This is a genomic window from Streptomyces uncialis (genome assembly GCF_001905345.1).
GTDB classification, from domain to species: Bacteria; Actinomycetota; Actinomycetes; order Streptomycetales; family Streptomycetaceae; genus Streptomyces; species Streptomyces uncialis.
This window is the reverse complement of record NZ_LFBV01000006.1, coordinates 355227-371636: the sequence shown is the minus strand read 5'-3', so window position 1 is coordinate 371636 and position 16410 is coordinate 355227. Positions and strand designations below refer to the sequence as shown.

The 16410-nt window shown below is 70.7% G+C and carries 14 protein-coding genes and 1 pseudogene; 13 read left to right on the top strand and 2 right to left on the bottom strand.

What is annotated here, in order from left to right:
- The first annotated feature begins 13 nt into the window (after nucleotides 1–13).
- The 3 genes from AB852_RS24135 (at nucleotide 14) to AB852_RS24125 (ending at nucleotide 3740) form a co-directional block, all read left to right on the top strand.
- Nucleotides 14–1825, top strand: a complete 1812-nt coding sequence (locus AB852_RS24135; RefSeq protein ID WP_073792263.1) for a site-2 protease family protein — start codon at nucleotides 14–16, stop codon at nucleotides 1823–1825.
- Between the two features lie 82 nt (nucleotides 1826–1907).
- Nucleotides 1908–2810 carry a tRNA (adenine-N1)-methyltransferase gene (locus AB852_RS24130; protein ID WP_073792262.1) on the top strand — a complete coding sequence of 301 codons (903 nt, stop codon included), beginning with the start codon at nucleotides 1908–1910 and terminating at the stop codon, nucleotides 2808–2810.
- A gap of 348 nt (nucleotides 2811–3158) precedes the next feature.
- Nucleotides 3159–3740 carry a hypothetical protein gene (locus AB852_RS24125; protein WP_073792261.1) on the top strand — a complete coding sequence of 194 codons (582 nt, stop codon included), beginning with the start codon at nucleotides 3159–3161 and terminating at the stop codon, nucleotides 3738–3740.
- A gap of 60 nt (nucleotides 3741–3800) precedes the next feature.
- Here the strand turns inward: AB852_RS24125 and AB852_RS24120 are convergent, their stop codons facing one another.
- The gene (locus AB852_RS24120; protein ID WP_073792260.1) at nucleotides 3801–4109 is read right to left on the bottom strand and encodes a ferredoxin; all 309 of its coding nucleotides are present in this window, start codon (nucleotides 4107–4109) and stop codon (nucleotides 3801–3803) included.
- 483 nt (nucleotides 4110–4592) lie between these two features.
- On the opposite strand from AB852_RS24120, the gene arc reads away from it, so the two are divergent.
- The 6 genes and pseudogenes from arc (at nucleotide 4593) to prcA (ending at nucleotide 10582) form a co-directional block, all read left to right on the top strand.
- Nucleotides 4593–6359 (top strand): proteasome ATPase, encoded by a 1767-nt coding sequence (gene arc / locus AB852_RS24110; protein WP_073792259.1) that lies wholly within the window; start codon nucleotides 4593–4595, stop codon nucleotides 6357–6359.
- A gap of 231 nt (nucleotides 6360–6590) precedes the next feature.
- Nucleotides 6591–8102, top strand: coding sequence for a depupylase/deamidase Dop (gene dop, locus AB852_RS24105; RefSeq protein WP_342634489.1), 1512 nt, complete (start codon nucleotides 6591–6593; stop codon nucleotides 8100–8102).
- 148 nt (nucleotides 8103–8250) lie between these two features.
- The gene (locus tag AB852_RS24100; RefSeq protein ID WP_073792257.1) at nucleotides 8251–8469 is read left to right on the top strand and encodes a ubiquitin-like protein Pup; all 219 of its coding nucleotides are present in this window, start codon (nucleotides 8251–8253) and stop codon (nucleotides 8467–8469) included.
- Between the two features lie 259 nt (nucleotides 8470–8728).
- Nucleotides 8729–8915 (top strand): annotated as a pseudogene (locus AB852_RS38775) (endonuclease domain-containing protein); the annotation flags it as partial.
- A complete protein-coding gene (gene prcB / locus AB852_RS38770) occupies nucleotides 8867–9712 on the top strand; it encodes a proteasome subunit beta (RefSeq protein WP_073792403.1) in 846 nt (281 codons plus the stop codon). The pseudogene AB852_RS38775 and the gene prcB, both read left to right, overlap by 49 nt.
- Before the next feature lie 51 nt (nucleotides 9713–9763).
- Nucleotides 9764–10582: a proteasome subunit alpha gene (gene prcA / locus AB852_RS24085; RefSeq protein ID WP_073792256.1), complete on the top strand. Its 819-nt coding sequence runs from the start codon at nucleotides 9764–9766 to the stop codon at nucleotides 10580–10582.
- 142 nt (nucleotides 10583–10724) lie between these two features.
- On the opposite strand, the gene AB852_RS24080 is transcribed toward prcA, so the two are convergent.
- Entirely contained in the window at nucleotides 10725–11708 is a 984-nt protein-coding gene (locus tag AB852_RS24080) for a LacI family DNA-binding transcriptional regulator (RefSeq protein ID WP_073792402.1), read from the bottom strand.
- Nucleotides 11709–12026: 318 nt separating this feature from the next.
- On the opposite strand from AB852_RS24080, the gene AB852_RS24075 reads away from it, so the two are divergent.
- The 4 genes from AB852_RS24075 (at nucleotide 12027) to AB852_RS24060 (ending at nucleotide 16303) form a co-directional block, all read left to right on the top strand.
- Nucleotides 12027–13286, top strand: a complete 1260-nt coding sequence (locus AB852_RS24075; protein WP_073792255.1) for an MFS transporter — start codon at nucleotides 12027–12029, stop codon at nucleotides 13284–13286.
- A 9-nt stretch (nucleotides 13287–13295) separates the two neighbouring features.
- A complete protein-coding gene (pafA, locus tag AB852_RS24070) occupies nucleotides 13296–14657 on the top strand; it encodes a Pup--protein ligase (protein ID WP_073792254.1) in 1362 nt (453 codons plus the stop codon).
- Between the two features lie 218 nt (nucleotides 14658–14875).
- On the top strand, nucleotides 14876–15874 hold the full coding sequence (locus tag AB852_RS24065; protein WP_073792253.1) for an FKBP-type peptidyl-prolyl cis-trans isomerase: 999 nt from the start codon (nucleotides 14876–14878) through the stop codon (nucleotides 15872–15874).
- 57 nt (nucleotides 15875–15931) lie between these two features.
- Nucleotides 15932–16303: an FKBP-type peptidyl-prolyl cis-trans isomerase gene (locus tag AB852_RS24060; RefSeq protein ID WP_073792252.1), complete on the top strand. Its 372-nt coding sequence runs from the start codon at nucleotides 15932–15934 to the stop codon at nucleotides 16301–16303.
- Nucleotides 16304–16410: the final 107 nt, after the last annotated feature.

Sequence of the window (16410 nt, the reverse complement as noted above, 5' to 3'; positions counted from 1 at the left end):
ACGAGAGGAAACCGTGGACGAGAGCGGCGGGAGCGGTCAGCCGCAGCCGGACAGCGAATCCGGGGCCGGGCACCGCCCGGATCCGGAGGACCGGGACACCACCCCGGACCCCCGGGACGGTGTCGCGCGCGGCGACGCACAGGCTGACGGCACGCCCGGCCACCGATCCGCCGAGGAGCGTCCACCGGCCCCCGACGCCCCCGCCGGGGACGCCGCACCGGCCCCCGGCGCACCACGCCCACCCCGCGGCACCGCGACCCCGGACATGCCGCCCCAGGACGTCGCCGCAGGCCCGGATGCTCCCGGCGCCCCGGCCACCCCGTCCCAGGACGTTCCCGGCACCCCCGGTGCCCCGGCCGCTCCGGACGCCCCCGCCACTCCGGAGGCCCCGGGCACACCCGCCGCCCCGGACGCTCCCGGCGCCCACGTGACCCCGCCTCCGGCCGGTGACGACGACCGGCCCGCCCGGACCTCCCTCACCAAGCCGCACGTCCGCGCCCCCCAGCACCCCTACGCCCACAGCGGTGACCCGGACCGCCCGGCCCACGACGGCCAGGACGCTCCCGTCGGCGGTCCGCCGCCCGCGCACACCCCGGGCTCCCACGGACACCAGCCGTTCGGCTCGGGCGACGCCCCCGCCCCGGCCCCCGGCCCCGGCAAGGCGCGGCGGCCCAAGGAACCCGGTGGCGGCATCCTCATGGGCCGCCCCTTCGGGGTGCCGGTCTACGTCGCCCCGAGCTGGTTCCTCGTCGCCGCACTGATCACCTGGGTCTTCGGCGGCCAGCTGGACCGGGTGCTCCCGGAACTCGGCGGACTGCGCTACCTGGTCTCCCTCTTCTTCGCCGTCGCGTTCTACGCCTCGGTGCTCGTCCATGAACTGGCCCACACCGTGGCCGCGCTCCGCTTCAAGCTGCCCGTCCGCCGGATCCAGCTCCAGTTCTTCGGCGGGGTCTCCGAGATCGAGAAGGAGTCCGAGACGCCCGGCCGCGAGTTCGTCCTCGCGTTCGTCGGCCCGCTCCTGTCGCTCGTCCTCGCCGCCCTCTTCTACGGCGGGATGCTGCTCGTCGAACCCGGCACCGTACCGGGGGTGCTGCTCGCCGGACTGATGATCTCCAACCTGATCGTGGCCGCGTTCAACCTGCTCCCCGGGCTGCCGCTGGACGGCGGCCGGATGCTGCGCGCCGTCGTCTGGAAGATCACCGGCAACCCCATGAGCGGCACCGTCGCCGCCGCGTGGGTGGGCCGCGCCCTCGCCGTCGCCGTGCTGATCGGGCTGCCGCTGCTCACCCACTCCGGAGTCCTCGGCCCCGCCTCCGAGGTCAACGGCATGGACACCGTCACGGACGCGCTGCTCGCGGCGATCCTCGCCGCCATCATCTGGACCGGCGCGGGCAACAGCCTGCGGGTGGCCCGGCTGCGTGAGCACCTGCCCGAGCTGCGGGCCCGCACCCTCACCCGGCGGGCCGTCCCCGTGGAGAGCGCCACCCCGCTGTCCGAGGCCCTGCGCCGCGCCAACGACGCCGGGGCCCGCGCGCTCGTCGTCGTCGCCCCCGACGGGGAACCCGTCGCCGTGGTCAGGGAGGCCGCGATCGTCGGGGTGCCCGAGCACCGGCGCCCCTGGGTCGCCGTGAGCGGGCTCGCCCAGGAGCTGACCGACGGGATGCGCGTCTCCGCGGAGCTGGCCGGCGAGGAACTGCTCGACGTCCTGCGCGCGACCCCCGCGACCGAGTACCTCGTCACCGAGGACTCCGGCGAGATCTACGGCGTGCTGTCCGCGGCCGACGTGGAACGCGCCTTCGTCAAGGCCATGGCCCGCCCCAGCTGACCAGGCCCCGCCCCGGGCGGTCCGCGCCGCGGCGCGGACCGCCGTGGTCCGAGCGTCTGCCGGCGACCGGTAGGCTGGTCACATGTCCGAACCGACCGGTGCCGCCCGCCGCCGCGGGCCCTTCGAGGTCGGGGACCAGGTCCAGCTCACCGACCCCAAGGGACGCCACTACACGTTCACGCTCGAAGCCGGAAAGAACTTTCATACCCACAAAGGTTCCTTCCCGCACGACGAGCTGATCGGCTCCCCCGAGGGCAGCGTTGTCCGCACCACCGGAAACGTCGCCTATCTGGCGCTGCGCCCCCTGCTCCCCGACTATGTCCTGTCCATGCCCAGAGGCGCGGCCGTCGTCTACCCCAAGGACGCGGGTCAGATCCTGGCCTTCGCCGATATCTTCCCCGGCGCGCGCGTCGTGGAGGCGGGCGTCGGCTCCGGCTCGCTCAGCAGCTTCCTGCTGCGTGCCATCGGTGACCAGGGCATGCTCCACTCCTACGAGCGCCGCGAGGACTTCGCGGACATCGCCCGGGCGAACGTGGAGCGCTACTTCGGCGCCCCCCACCCGGCCTGGCAGCTCACGGTCGGCGACCTCCAGGACAATCTGTCCGACACGGATGTCGACCGGGTGATCCTGGACATGCTGGCGCCCTGGGAGTGCCTGGAGGCCGTCTCCAAGGCCCTCGTCCCCGGCGGCATCCTCTGCTGCTACGTGGCGACCACCACCCAGCTCGCCCGGACCGTCGAGTCCATCCGCGAGATCAGCTGCTTCAACGAGCCGACCGCCTGGGAGTCGATGGTCCGCAACTGGCACATCGAGGGTCTCGCGGTCCGCCCGGACCACCGGATGATCGGCCACACCGGCTTCCTCCTCACCGCCCGCCGCCTCGCGGACGGCGTCGAGCCGCCGATGCGCCGCCGCCGCCCCTCCAAGGGCTCCTACGGTGACGACTACACCGGACCCAACGCCGACGGCGGCACCCCCCGCTGATCCCGGCGCGACCCGTCGCGCCCGGTACACCCGACCCCCTTCGGCCCTCGCGGACCGGAGCGCACCGGCCCACGGACCGGTGTCCGGACGCCCCGCGCGGCCGGACCGGGGTCCGTACCGCCTTCAACGCACCGGCGCCTTCGCCGAGTTCCCGGAACGCTCCGGGAACTCGGAGAAGGCGCCTTTTCGTTGGCCCGGGAACCCGGGCGGGGTCCGGCGATCCGTGTCGCGGGCCCGGCGGGAATCGCCGGACCCGGCCCAACCCCGGCCCCGCCGTTCCCTGTCCCCGCGCGGTGTGGCACGATGCTGGCCACCCCACCGGCACAGCCCTCACAGGAGACACTCCTCGTGCAGCAACCCGCCGTTCCGGAACTGGCGCACACGCACACACGCCCCATCCACTGGGTGGCCACCGCGGCGGCCCTCGCCGCCGTCGTCGCGGGCTCGTCCTTCGTCCAGCCCGACGCGGCGACCGCGGTCCAGAAGGACGGCCCCGAGGCCGTCGCCAAGAGGGCTCCCGGGCCCGCCCCCGACGCCGCCGACGTGACGTTCCCGATCGACTGCGGGCCCGTACGGGCCGTCGTCGTCAGAACGGCCGCCGGTGACCTCGACGGCGACGGCACCCCCGAGACCGTCGCGGTCGTCCGCTGCGACTCGTCGATGGGCACCCCGCCCAACGGCGTCTACGTGATCACCCGCTCCACCCGCCCCGACACCGCCCCCCGGGTCGTCGCCACCCTGGTCGCGCCCAAGGACCGGCTCAATGTCATGGACCTCGCGATACGCGGCTCGGCCGTCGCCGCGACGCTCCTCGGCTACTCCTCGTCCGACATACCCAACTGCTGCCCCGACGAACGCCGCCGCACCACCTGGAAATGGCGGGACGGCCATTTCATCGCCTCCGACCCGGCGGACGCCCGCAGCGTCTGACCCGCGCGGGCCGACCCGCGCGCCGAAGGGGCCCGCGGCACCCCGCGCGCGTACCGCGCGTCAGGCGGCGTCCGGGCCGTACACCTCGACCTGGTCGGCGACCCGGCGGACATGGATGCAGTCCCCGGGGCACTCCTTCGCGGAGTCCGCCACGTCCCGCAGCAGCGGCAGCGGCACCCGGGTCGTCGCCCCGGGCTGCTGGAGCAGCTCGTCGTCCGAGCCCTTCACATACGCCAGCCCGTCGATGTCCAGCTCGAAGACCTCCGGGGCGTACTGCACACAGATGCCGTCGCCCGTGCACAGATCCTGGTCGATCCACACCTCCAGATCCGCGCCGTCCTGTGCGCCGGACCGGTCCTCTTGCCCCACCGTCGTGTCTCCTGACCCATGAATGTGCGCCTGCCGGACAGCGGCCGTGCCGGCCACCGTCCCGCGTCCCGCTCGTGCCGGACGACTCGACGATACAACCGCCGGTGCCGGCACCACGGAGCCCGTAGGCGGCATACGCAGCGTCACGGCGGAGTCCGTCCCGCAACCCGCCCTCCTGGCCGAAAACCATGACGGAACACCCACCCTGTACATGTGTCGGCCGTCACACACCGTGCCCCGATCCGGCCGTCGAAGGGGGCGACCACGTCACAAGTCGGCCGCGCCCTGTTGGGTGTTGAACACTTCCCGGGCATACGCGGCCGCTTTCAGACGTGGTTCCTTGGGTATCCCCCTGGCGTGAGGGAGAGCGCAAGGGTGAAGATCGGACACACCCCCACGGTCTTTGTGATCTAGGGGTTTCAATCGACACCCACCCAGGTAGGGTCAGGAAGCGTCCAGCTCCCCTTGGAGGAGGTGAGGACCGTGGCAGCCCACGACGACGACATGAACCGCGGCATCCGCCCGGGTCGAGGGTCCGATGACCCGGCCGGTCAGATCGCTTATCTTGAGCAGGAGATCGCCGTCCTGCGACGCAAGCTCGCCGACTCTCCGCGGCACACGAGGATTCTCGAAGAGCGGATCGTCGAGCTTCAGACCAACCTGGCCGGCGTGTCCGCGCAGAACGAACGGCTCGCGAACACGCTCCGTGAGGCCCGCGACCAGATCGTGGCCCTCAAGGAAGAGGTCGACCGGCTCGCACAGCCGCCCGCCGGCTTCGGTGTCTTCCTCGTGGCCAACGAGGACGGTACCGCCGACATCTTCACCGGCGGCCGCAAACTCCGGGTGAACGTCAGCCCGAGCGTCGAGCTCGACGGGCTCAGGCGCGGCCAGGAAGTCATGCTCAACGAAGCGCTCAACGTGGTCGAGGCCATGACCTACGAGCGCGTCGGCGACATCGTCACCCTCAAGGAGATCCTGGAGGACGGCGAACGCGCCCTGGTGGTCGGGCACACCGACGAGGAGCGCGTCGTGCGCCTCGCGGAACCCCTCCTCGACATCACCATCCGCCCCGGCGACGCCCTCCTGCTCGAACCCCGCTCCGGCTACGTCTACGAGGTCGTGCCGAAGAGCGAGGTCGAGGAACTGGTCCTCGAAGAGGTCCCGGACATCGGCTACGAGCAGATCGGCGGTCTGGGCAACCAGATCGAGATGATCCGCGACGCGGTCGAGCTCCCCTACCTCTACCCCGACCTGTTCAAGGAGCACGAACTGCGCCCGCCCAAGGGCGTCCTCCTCTACGGCCCGCCCGGCTGCGGCAAGACACTGATCGCCAAGGCCGTCGCCAACTCCCTCGCGAAGAAGGTCGCGGAGGTCACCGGCCAGGCCACCGGCAAGAGCTTCTTCCTCAACATCAAGGGCCCGGAGCTCCTCAACAAGTACGTCGGGGAGACCGAGCGGCAGATCCGTCTCATCTTCCAGCGGGCCCGTGAGAAGGCCAGCGAGGGCACCCCCGTCATCGTCTTCTTCGACGAGATGGAGTCCCTCTTCCGCACCCGTGGATCGGGCGTCAGCTCGGACGTGGAGAACACCATCGTCCCGCAGCTCCTCGCCGAGATCGACGGTGTGGAGGGCCTGGAGAACGTGGTCGTCATCGGCGCCTCCAACCGTGAGGACATGATCGACCCCGCGATCCTGCGTCCCGGCCGCCTCGATGTGAAGATCAAGATCGAGCGCCCCGACGCCGAGGCCGCCAAGGACATCTTCGGCAAGTACCTGACCGCGCGGCTCCCGCTGCACTCCGACGACCTCGGGGAGCACGGCGGCGACCGCGGGGGCACCGTCCACGGCATGATCCAGACAGCCGTGGAGCAGATGTACGCGGAGACCGAGGAGAACCGCTTCCTGGAGGTCACCTACGCCAACGGTGACAAGGAGGTCCTCTACTTCAAGGACTTCAACTCCGGCGCCATGATCGAGAACATCGTCGGACGCGCCAAGAAGATGGCGATCAAGGCGTTCCTCGAACACAAGCAGAAGGGCCTCCGGGTCGCCCACCTCCTCCAGGCGTGCGTGGACGAGTTCAAGGAGAACGAGGACCTCCCGAACACCACCAACCCGGACGACTGGGCCCGGATCTCCGGCAAGAAGGGCGAGCGGATCGTCTACATCCGCACCCTTGTCACCGGGAAGCAGGGCGCCGACACCGGCCGCTCCATCGACACGGTGGCGAACACCGGCCAGTACCTCTAGGACAGGGCGGCCGCGGGTGCCCGTGGGTACCCGCGGCCGGCTGTCCCCCAGGCCGCCGCACCGCGACACGGCAATGACCGGAATGATCTCCCCACCAGCGCGGAGGCGTCATAGGCTCTCGGGTACCGCCGCGTCGCGCAGTGCGGGGACGGGCACCGCACACGCACCGGAGCACCAGCGGTACTTGAGCGCCGCCCCCGCCCGGGGGCGCCGCCGGGCAAGGAGGGCCGCATGACCGTACGGCGAGTAATGGGCATCGAGACGGAATACGGGATCTCGGTCCCCGGCCACCCCAATGCCAATGCCATGCTCACCTCGTCCCAGATCGTGAACGCCTACGCGGCGGCGATGCACCGGGCACGCCGGGCCCGCTGGGACTTCGAGGAGGAGAACCCGCTCCGGGACGCCCGGGGCTTCGACCTCGCGCGTGAGTCCGCCGACTCCAGCCAGCTCACCGACGAGGACATCGGGCTCGCCAACGTCATCCTGACCAACGGGGCGCGGCTCTACGTCGACCACGCCCACCCCGAGTACAGCTCCCCGGAGATCACCAACCCCCGGGACGCCGTCCTGTGGGACAAGGCCGGTGAGCGCATCATGGCGGAGGCCGCGGAGCGCGCGGCCCAGCTCCCCGGTGCCCAGCCGATCCATCTCTACAAGAACAACACCGACAACAAGGGCGCGTCCTACGGCACGCACGAGAACTATCTGATGAAGCGGGAGACCGCTTTCTCGGACATCGTGCGCCATCTGACGCCGTTCTTCGTCTCCCGGCAGGTCGTCACCGGCGCCGGACGGGTCGGGATCGGCCAGGACGGGCACGAGCACGGCTTCCAGCTCAGTCAGCGCGCCGACTACTTCGAGGTCGAGGTGGGGCTGGAGACCACCCTCAAGCGGCCCATCATCAACACCCGCGACGAGCCGCACGCCGACGCGGAGAAGTACCGCCGCCTCCATGTGATCATCGGCGACGCCAACCTCTCGGAGATCTCCACCTACCTCAAGCTCGGCACCACCGCGCTGGTGCTGTCCATGATCGAGGACGGTTTCATCGCCGTGGACCTCGCGGTGGACCAGCCGGTGCGCACCCTGCACCAGGTCTCGCACGACCCCGGACTGCGACGCCTCATCACGCTGCGCAGCGGCCGGACGCTCACCGCCGTACAGCTCCAGATGGAGTACTACGAGCTGTCGCGCAAGTACGTGGAGGAGCGTTTCGGGTCCGACGCCGACGAGCAGACCAAGGATGTCCTCAGCCGTTGGGAGGACACCCTGAACCGGCTGGAGAACGACCCGATGAGCCTCTCGGGCGAGCTGGACTGGGTCGCCAAGCGTGAGCTGATGGAGGGCTACCGCCGGCGGGACGACCTGGACTGGGACGCGGCGCGGCTGCATCTGGTCGACCTCCAGTACGCCGACGTACGGGCCGACAAGGGCCTGTACAACCGTCTGGTGGCCCGCGGCAGGATGCGGCGGCTGCTGGACGAGACGGAGGTCGAGAGGGCCCGTACGAAGCCCCCGGAGGACACCCGGGCGTACTTCCGGGGCCGCTGTCTGGAGCAGTACGCCGACGACGTGGCGGCGGCCTCCTGGGACTCCGTGATCTTCGACCTGCCCGGCCGGGACTCGCTCCAGCGGGTCCCCACACTGGAACCGCTACGCGGAACGCGTAATCACGTCAAAGAGCTGCTCGACCGCTGCCGTACGGCCGAGGATCTCGTCAAAGTCCTGTCCGGCGGCTGACCCGGGGCTGAAAGGGACCGCCACCGGGAATCATGGAAAGGGGCCCCCGACGGTGCAGGAAACACGGGGGCCGAAGTCGGACCCTGCTTGTAGGGTCTGATCTTGACCGATCGAACTGAGTCGGGCGAACCGAGCGGGGTGAGGGTTGATGGCGACCAAGGACACCGGCGGCGGACAGCAGAAGGCCACACGAACCAGTGAGGAGACCGAGGAGCAGGCGCAGGACGCGCAGGTCTCCGAGGACCTCAAGGAGCGCCAGGAGAAGCTGAGCGACGATGTCGACTCGGTCCTGGACGAGATCGACGACGTGCTTGAGGAGAACGCCGAGGACTTCGTCCGGAGCTTTGTGCAGAAGGGCGGACAGTAGTTCGCACCATCGGGTACGGGAGCCGCTGCCGCTCCCGTACCCGGGAGGTCCGGGGTGGGGTGCCCGCACCCGTCCACGAGGCACCCCACCACGGGCTCGTGGTCCCTTCCGGGGCGCCGCTCGCGCGCCCCGGCCGGGGCGCGGCAGCCGTCCCGTGCCGTACGCGTGGCACCTCCCGGCGGTCCGGCTCGGCCGTCGCCGCTCCCGGTGGGGCGCGTGCCGTCCGGCGGGGCCGGCGGATGATCGTCCGACGACCTCCGCCACTCATGTGGATCAGTGCCCCGCGACGGGTAGGGTCCGTGGCGTACCGTGCTTCAACTGCAATTCGGCCATCGGCAAGTTGGGAGATGATCCCGACGCTGTTCGTCGGGCTGCCGCCTATTTTGGAGGGAATCCCGTGGAAGCCAACAGTCGTAGCACCGGGCGTCTACCAGCGGCCTTCCTGACGCCTGGATCGTCGTCCTTCGTGGACTTCCTCTCCGACCACCAGCCCGGGCTGCTCCCCGGCGGGCGGAACCTGCCCCCGATCCAGGGTGTGATCGAGGCGCCGCACGGCACCACGATCATCGCCGTGACCTTCCCGGGCGGCGTGGTGCTGGCCGGTGACCGGCGGGCCACGATGGGCAATCTGATCGCCCAGCGCGACATGGAGAAGGTCTTCCCGGCGGACGAGTACTCCGCCGTCGGTATCGCCGGTTCGGCCGGTCCCGCGGTCGAGATGGTGAAGCTGTTCCAGCTGGAGCTCGAACACTTCGAGAAGGTGGAGGGCACCCGCCTCTCGCTGGAGGGCAAGGCGAACCGGCTCTCCACGATGATCCGTTCCAACCTCGGTATGGCCATGCAGGGCCTGGCCGTGGTGCCGCTGTTCGCCGGGTACGACGTGGACCGCGAGAAGGGCCGTATCTTCTCGTACGACGTGACGGGCGGCCGGAGCGAGGAGCGCGGCTACGCGGCCACCGGCTCGGGTTCGCTGTTCGCGCGCGGGTCGATGAAGAAGCTCTACCGCGAGGACCTCACCGAGCAGCAGGCCACCACGCTCGTGGTGCAGGCGCTGTACGACGCGGCCGACGACGACTCGGCGACCGGTGGGCCGGACGTGGCCCGGCGGATCTACCCGATCGTCACCGTGATCACCGACGACGGATTCCGCAGGCTGACGGAGGCCGAGTCCTCCGAGATCGCCCGCTCGATCCTGGAGCGGCGTATGGAGCAGCCCGACGGCCCGCGGGCCGCCCTGCTCTGAACCGCCGGCCGAAACCGTTGATCGATACTCACAGAAAGGGACGGACAGCCGGTGTCTACGCCGTTCTATGTCTCACCCCAGCAGGCCATGGCCGACCGGGCGGAGTATGCGCGCAAGGGCATCGCCCGGGGCCGCAGCCTGGTCGTCCTCCAGTTCGCCGACGGCATTGTCTTCGTCGGTGAGAACCCGTCCCGCGCGCTGCACAAGTTCAGCGAGATCTACGACCGGATCGGTTTCGCCGCCGCCGGTAAGTACAACGAGTACGAGAATCTCCGGATCGGCGGTGTGCGTTATGCCGATCTGCGTGGATACACCTATGACCGTGACGATGTGACCGCCCGTGGTCTGGCGAATGTCTATGCCCAGACCCTCGGCACGATTTTCTCCAGTTCGGCGGAGAAGCCGTACGAGGTGGAACTGGTGGTCGCCGAGGTGGGGGATTCCCCCGACGGTGACCAGATCTACCGGCTGCCGCACGACGGTTCGATCGTGGACGAGCACGGCTCGGTCGCGGTCGGCGGCAACGCCGAACAGATCAGCACGTATCTGGACCAGCGCCATGAGGACGGTATGTCCCTGGCGGCGGCGCTGAGACTCGCCGTGCAGGCCCTGTCGAGAGACACCAACGGCACGGAGCGGGAGATCCCCGCGGAGCGGCTGGAGGTGGCGGTCCTGGACCGTACGCGCCCCCAGAAGCGCAAGTTCCAGCGGATCGTCGGCAGTCGGCTCTCCCGGCTGCTGGCGGAACGCGCGGACGGTTCCGCCCCGGACGCCGGCGCGGCCCAGGACGACGCGGACAGCACCGAGGGCACCGGCGGCTCCGGGGACACCGGTTCCCCGTCGGCCGACGGCACGGACCCGAAGGACTAGCGCCTTCCCGCGCGCGGGAAGGACTAGCGCCTTCCCGCGCGCGGGAACAGCGGGAGCACATGCAGTACCGGACCCCGGTCGGCAGCCGCCGGCCGGGGTCTTCGTCGTGCCCTTGAGCCGGTGTCCGGGCCGCTGCCCGCCGTCAGCCGGACCGGCCGGGGGGCGGTGCGGTCGAGGCGCGGACGACCAGCTCGACGGGCAGCGTGGTGGACGGCGGCCGGTGACCGTCCAGGACGGCCAGCAGGGCGCGCATCCCATGGGCGCCGACGTCCTCGGCGGGGAGCCGGACCGTGGTCAGCTCGGGCTCCACGGCCGTCGCCAGGGTCAGATCGTCGACACCGGCGACGGAGAGGTCACCGGGGACCCGCAGGCCCAGCGCACGGGCCGCCTTGAGGACACCGACGGCCAGGACGTCGTCGTCGCACACGACGGCGGTGGGCCGCCGCCCCGGAAGGCGCAGCGCGGCCGTCGCGGCGTCGCGGGCCGCGTCCACCCGCAGCGGGGCGGCGATCGTCCGGAGGGCCGCCCGTGAGCCGCCGAGGGCGTCGGCGAGGCCGTCGGCGCGCTGGTGGAAGGTCCAGGAGTCGATGTCCGCGGCGAGATGCAGGAAGTCGCGGTGCCCGAGGGCGAGGAGATGCCGGGCCACCTGGCGGAGCCCGTCGGCCATGTCGAGGTTGACCGTGGTGGCGCCGGGGCCGCCGCCCGGGTCGGAGTCGAGCATCACGAGCGGCAGCTCGTCGCCGCGGATGGCCGTGAGGGTCCCCGCCGACATGGACGACGCGATCACCCCGTCGAGGGCGGTCCGCGCGGACGCGAACGGGTCGGGGGCCGGGCCCGTCCCGATGGGGGAGGGGTAGAGGATCACGCCGAAATCGTGCTCGGCGGCGACCCGGGCGGCGCCCGCGTACACCCCGGCGAAGAACTCGCTGGTCAGGGCGGGCACCACCAGCAGTGCCGTACGGGTCCTGCCGAGCCGCAGGGTCCGCGCGGCGAGGTTGGGCCGGTAGCCGAGGTCCCGCGCGGCGGTGCGCACCCGCTCGGCGGTGGTCTCCGCGACCCGGCCGCGCCATTTGTCCCCGAGGACGAGCGAGACGGCGGCCTGCGAGACACCGGCGGCCCGTGCCACGTCCCGGCTGGTCGGGCGGGTGCCCCGGCCCGCCGCGGAGGGGCCGGGCGGGGGTGTGCCGACGAGGGAGCCGGTGGCCGGTGGCCGCGGCCCGCCGCCCGCGGGGCGCGCCGTCCCGTCGCCGTCCGGGCCTGGTCCGCCGGTGTCCAACGCTGCCTCCACTGTGCCGCCCACCGGGCCCGGCGACGCGCGGGGACCGGGTGGCCGCTTTGTCGCCACGGCCGCTTTCACCGAGGTCCACGGGGTGGACCGGCGGGTGGGGCCATGGTACGTATGACGGGCTTCGTTATACGTAACACTTCTGAGGAGAGGGCACGCATGGCCTCGGGATTCGCGGAGATCCTCCGCACACGGCACGCCGGACGGCTGCTGACCGGCACCCTGGTGGGGCGGCTGCCGAACGCCACCGCCCCCATCGCGATCGTGCTGTTCATCCGTGACGCGGGCGGCAGCTACAGCCTCGCCGGGGCCCTGGCGGCCGTCTACGGACTCACCAACGCCGTCGGGCAGCCCCTGTTGGGACGGCTGGTGGACTTGCGCGGCCAGCCGCGCGTACAGCTGCCCGCCGCGCTCGCGTCGGCCCTCGCGATGGCCGTCTTCGCGTTCACCGGACCCGATGACCTCGCCCTCGCGTACACCGCCGTCGCCGCCGCCGGCCTCTTCACCCCGCCCCTGGAGGGCGGGCTGCGGGCGCTGTGGCCGAACGTGCTGCGCCGCGAGGACCAGGTGCACACCGCGTACGCGATGGACGCCATCGCCCAGGAGGTGATGTTCACCATCGGACCGCTGCTCGTGACCCTGTGCGTGTCGCTGTGGTCCCCGCAGACCGCCCTGCTGGTCATCAATGCCGTCGGGGTGCTGGGCGCCCTTTCCGTGGTCGTGTCGAAGCCCTCGCGCGCGTGGCGCTCGGCGCCGCGCGAGGCCCACTGGCTCGGCGCCCTGCGCTCACCCGGACTGCTGGCCCTGCTGGGGGTGTTCCTGTTCATCGGCGCCGCCCTCGGCTCCATCACCGTCGCCGGGGTGTCCTACGCGGACGGGCACGGCGGTGACGCCGTGTACGGCTGGCTGATGGCCGCCCTGGGACTCGGCGCGCTCATCGGCGGCACGGTGTACGGCTCACGCCGGTGGACCGGGGCGCCGGAGGTGCGGCTGCGGGTCCTGACGGTGTTCCTGACCCTGTGCTACGTACCGCTGGTCCTGGTCCCCGGACCGGTCGGTATGACGCTGCTGTGCGCGCTCGCGGGAGTGTTCCTGGCACCCGCCATCGCCTGCGCCTTCGTGGTGGTGGACCGGCACGCCCCGCGCGGGACCGTGACGGAGGCGTTCTCCTGGCTCGTGACCACCTTCACGGTCGGCGCGTCCGCCGGAACCGCCGTCGCGGGCCCGGTCGTGGAGTGGGGCGGCACCCGCTGGGCGTTCGCCGTCCCGGCCCTCGTCGGGGCCGCCGCGCTGGTCGTCCTGACGGCCACCCACCGGGTCCTCGCCGCTCCCGTGGACACGGCGCGGGTCACCGGGTCATCGGAAAATGATCGGAACGGTGCGGCCCAACCCGGTTTCAGTACAGGGCATCAGGCGTAATGTTCAGTCATGGACCGCCGCATTTTCGGGCTGGAGAACGAGTACGGCGTCACATGTACGTTCAGGGGACAGCGCCGCCTGTCTCCTGACGAGGTGGCGCGGTACCTCTTCCGCCGTGTCGTGTCATGGGGCCGGAGCAGCAATGTCTTTCTGCGCAACGGCGCCCGCCTGTACCTCGATGTCGGATCACATCCGGAATACGCCACCCCGGAATGTGACAATGTGACCGAGCTGGTCACTCACGACAAGGCCGGTGAGCGGATTCTCGAAGGACTGCTCGTCGACGCCGAACGCCGTCTGCACGAGGAGGGAATCGCAGGCGACGTCTATCTCTTCAAGAACAACACGGACTCGGCGGGAAACTCCTACGGCTGCCACGAGAACTATCTGGTGTCACGGCACGGCGAGTTCTCCCGGCTCGCGGACATTCTCATCCCGTTCCTCGTCACGCGCCAACTGCTCTGCGGCGCGGGCAAGGTGCTCCAGACCCCGCGTGGCGCGGTGTACTGCGTCAGCCAGCGCGCCGAGCACATCTGGGAGGGCGTCAGCTCCGCGACGACGCGTTCCCGCCCCATCATCAACACCCGCGACGAACCGCACGCGGACGCGGAGCGCTACCGCAGGCTCCATGTCATCGTCGGCGACTCCAACATGTCCGAGACGACCATGCTCCTCAAGGTCGGCGCCACGGACCTTGTGCTGCGCATGATCGAGGCCGGCACGGTGATGCGGGACCTGACCCTGGAGAACCCGATCCGGGCGATCCGCGAGGTCAGCCATGACATCACCGGCCGCCGCAAGGTCCGGCTCGCGAGCGGGCGCGAGGCGTCCGCGCTGGACGTCCAGCGCGAGTACTACGAGAAGGCCGTCGACTTCGTCGAGCGCCGGGGCATCCGCACCGGCACGGTCGACCAGGTCCTGGAGCTCTGGGGCCGCACCCTGGACTCCATCGAGAACGACGACCTGGACAAGATCTCCACCGAGATCGACTGGGTGATGAAGTACCAGCTCATCGAGCAGTACCGGGCCAAGAACAACATCACCATGTCCCACCCCCGGGTCGCCCAGATAGACCTCGCCTACCACGACATCCACCGCCGCCGCGGCCTGTACTACCTGCTGGAGAAGCGTGGCCGGGCAGCCCGTATCTGCAACGACATGAAGATCTTCGAGGGCAAGTCGGTGCCCCCGCAGACCACCCGCGCCCGACTGCGCGGTGACTTCATCCGCCGCGCCCAGGAACAGCGCCGGGACTTCACCGTCGACTGGGTGCACCTCAAGCTCAACGACCAGGCGCAGCGCACCGTGCTGTGCAAGGACCCGTTCCGCTCGGTGGACGAGCGGGTGGAGAAGCTGATCGCCGGAATGTGAGCGGATCGCGGCCCGGCGGCAGGTCCGCCGCCGGAACGCTCCAGGGGCGTCGTACGTTTTCCCGTACGGCGCCCCTTCCCGTGGTGGCTCCGCGGCCCCGGGGCGACCCTTCGGGACCGGTCCGTTCCGGCCGCGGGCCGGAGCGCCGGGGCGCGGAGGAACCTCAGTAAGGTGGCGCGCACGCCATCCGCAAGATCGACCGATACGAGGCCCCCACCGTGCGCCGACGCTCTCTCCTTCTCGCTGTTCCCGCCGGACTGCTGACACTCGCCGGATGCGGTGACGACAAGCCCGACAAGAGCAGCGCCAGCAGCAGTTCCAGCCCGTCGCCGGCGAACTCGGCCGCCCCGTCCGCGAAGATCGTGTCCGGTCCCGTCCCGGACATCACCAAGGGCACCAAGTTCGGTGAGAAGCCGACCGTCGCCAAGGGCACCGGCAAGCCGTCGTCGGACCTCGCCGTCAAGACGGTCGTCCAGGGCGACGGGGTGACGGTCGCCAAGAGCGATTTCCTCCAGGCGAACTACCTCGGTCAGATCTGGGACACGGCGAAGGTCTTCGACAACTCCTACGACCGGGGCGCGCCCGCGGTCTTCCAGATCGGTGTCGGCCAGGTCATCCCCGGCTGGGACCAGGCGCTGGTGGGCAAGAAGGCCGGTTCCCGGGTCGAGCTGGTCCTCCCCCCGGCGCTCGGCTACGGCGAGCAGGGCAATCCGCAGGCCGGTATCAAGGGCACCGACACGCTGGTGTTCGTCGTCGACATCGTGGACTCGTTCAACGGCAAGAGCTCCGCCAAGGGCGACACGGCCGCGCAGGACGACAAGGCCCTGCCGAAGGTCGGCACCGACACCGACGGCAAGGCCCCCTCCATCGACGTGCCGAAGACGGCCGCGCCCACGAAGCTGGTGTCCGAGTACGTCATCGAGGGCGACGGCGCCGAGCTGAAGGCCGACGACCAGGTCCTCGTCCAGTACAAGGGCGTGCTGTGGGCCGACGGCAAGGAGTTCGACTCCTCCTACAAGCGCGGGCAGCTCACCCAGTTCTCGCTCCAGCAGGTCGTCAAGGGCTGGGCGCAGGGGCTCACCGGCAAGAAGGTCGGCAGCCGTGTGCTGATCGTCGTCCCGCCGGCCCTCGGGTACGGGGACAACCCGCCGAAGGACTCGCCGATCAAGAAGGACTCCACCCTGGTCTTCTCCGTCGACATCCTCGCGAAGATGTGACAGCGGGGATGGCACACTGTGCGGGTTGCTGATCCATCCTGAGCAGGAGCAATTGACGTGAGCATCGAGAAGCCCGAGATCGACTTCCCCGAAGGCCCGGCCCCCACCGCCCTCGACATCGTCGAGGTCTGGGAGGGCGACGGCACCGAGGCCAAGGCCGGCGACACCGTCTCCGTCCACTACGTGGGCGTGGCCTTCTCCACCGGTGAGCAGTTCGACGCCAGCTGGGACCGCGGTCAGCCGCTCCAGTTCAAGCTCGGCGCCGGCCAGGTCATCGCGGGCTGGGACCAGGGCATCCAGGGCATGAAGGTCGGTGGTCGCCGCAAGCTGACCATCCCGGCGAACCTCGCGTACGGTGACCGTGGCGCGGGCGGCCGGATCGCCCCCGGCGAGACGCTGATCTTCGTGTGTGACCTGATCTCGGTCTGAGAACGCCGGAACTGATCACATCCGATCAGGAGCGGGCCCACGCCTCCGGGCGTGGGCCCTCGGCTTTTCCCGCGACACCCCGGGGCGGTACGGTCGACGGGCGGGTG

What these genes read in the sequence shown, in the direction of transcription:
- AB852_RS24130 (WP_073792262.1), top strand. Translation starts at nt 1,908, where the DNA reads ATGTCCGAACCGACCGGTGCCGCCCGCCGCCGCGGGCCCTTCGAGGTC.
- dop (WP_342634489.1), top strand. Translation starts at nt 6,591, where the DNA reads ATGACCGTACGGCGAGTAATGGGCATCGAGACGGAATACGGGATCTCG.
- AB852_RS24100 (WP_073792257.1), top strand. Translation starts at nt 8,251, where the DNA reads ATGGCGACCAAGGACACCGGCGGCGGACAGCAGAAGGCCACACGAACC.
- AB852_RS24075 (WP_073792255.1), top strand. Translation starts at nt 12,027, where the DNA reads ATGGCCTCGGGATTCGCGGAGATCCTCCGCACACGGCACGCCGGACGG.
- pafA (WP_073792254.1), top strand. Translation starts at nt 13,296, where the DNA reads ATGGACCGCCGCATTTTCGGGCTGGAGAACGAGTACGGCGTCACATGT.